The organism is Pseudomonas syringae group sp. 247E2, from assembly GCF_032587795.1.
Classification (GTDB): domain Bacteria; phylum Pseudomonadota; class Gammaproteobacteria; order Pseudomonadales; family Pseudomonadaceae; genus Aquipseudomonas; species Aquipseudomonas amygdali.
Genome location: NZ_JAWHPK010000028.1, coordinates 1 through 1019, shown reverse-complemented (window position 1 = coordinate 1019; position 1019 = coordinate 1). Strand labels below are relative to the sequence as shown.

General features: G+C 63.6%; 1 protein-coding gene. It reads left to right on the top strand.

Going from position 1 to position 1019, the window contains the following annotated elements; translation table 11 throughout:
* Window positions 1-1019, top strand: a 1019-nt coding sequence (gene ilvA / locus RYC18_RS22715) for a threonine ammonia-lyase, biosynthetic (RefSeq protein WP_316886875.1), incomplete at both ends; no start/stop codon positions are given.

Sequence of the window (1019 nt, the reverse complement as noted above, 5' to 3'; positions counted from 1 at the left end):
CAGGGTTTCGTCTACATCCACCCGTATGACGACCCCGATACGATTGCCGGGCAAGGCACCGTGGCGATGGAGATTCTTCGCCAGCAGCCGGGGCAGCTGGACGCGATATTCGTACCGGTCGGTGGTGGCGGCTTGATCGCGGGTATCGCGGCGTATGTGAAATACCTGCGCCCGGAGATCAAGGTGATCGGCGTCGAGCCGGACGACTCCAACTGCCTGCAAGCGGCGATGGCCGCCGGGGAGCGCGTGGTGCTGAGCCAGGTCGGGCTGTTTGCCGATGGCGTGGCGGTGGCGCAGATCGGCCATCACACCTTTGAAGTGTGCCGTCATTATGTCGATGAGGTGATCACCGTCAGCACCGATGAAATCTGCGCGGCGATCAAGGACATTTACGACGACACCCGCTCGATCACCGAGCCTGCGGGCGCGCTGGGTGTTGCCGGGATCAAGAAATACGTCGAGCAGCGTGGTATCAGCGGTCAGACACTGGTGGCCATCGACTCCGGGGCCAACGTCAACTTCGACCGCTTGCGCCATGTGGCAGAGCGCGCCGAGCTGGGCGAAGGCCGCGAAGCAATCATCGCCGTGACCATCCCCGAACAGCCGGGCAGTTTCAAGGCGTTCTGCGAGGCCATCGGCAAACGGCAGATCACCGAATTCAACTATCGCTACCACACCGATCGCGAGGCGCACATCTTTGTCGGTGTGCAAACCCACCCCGAGAACGACCCTCGCAGCGCGCTGATCACCAGCCTGACCGGGCAGGGTTTTCCGGTGCTGGACCTGACCGACAACGAACTGGCCAAACTGCACATCCGCCACATGGTCGGCGGGCATGCCGAGCGCGTCGACGACGAAGTGGTACTGCGTTTCGAATTCCCGGAGCGCCCCGGCGCGCTGTTCAACTTCCTCAACCGCCTGGGCGGACGCTGGACCATCTCCATGTTCCACTACCGCAACCACGGCGCTGCTGACGGCCGGGTGGTTGCCGGGCTGGTGGTGCCGGAGGAAGAGCGGCA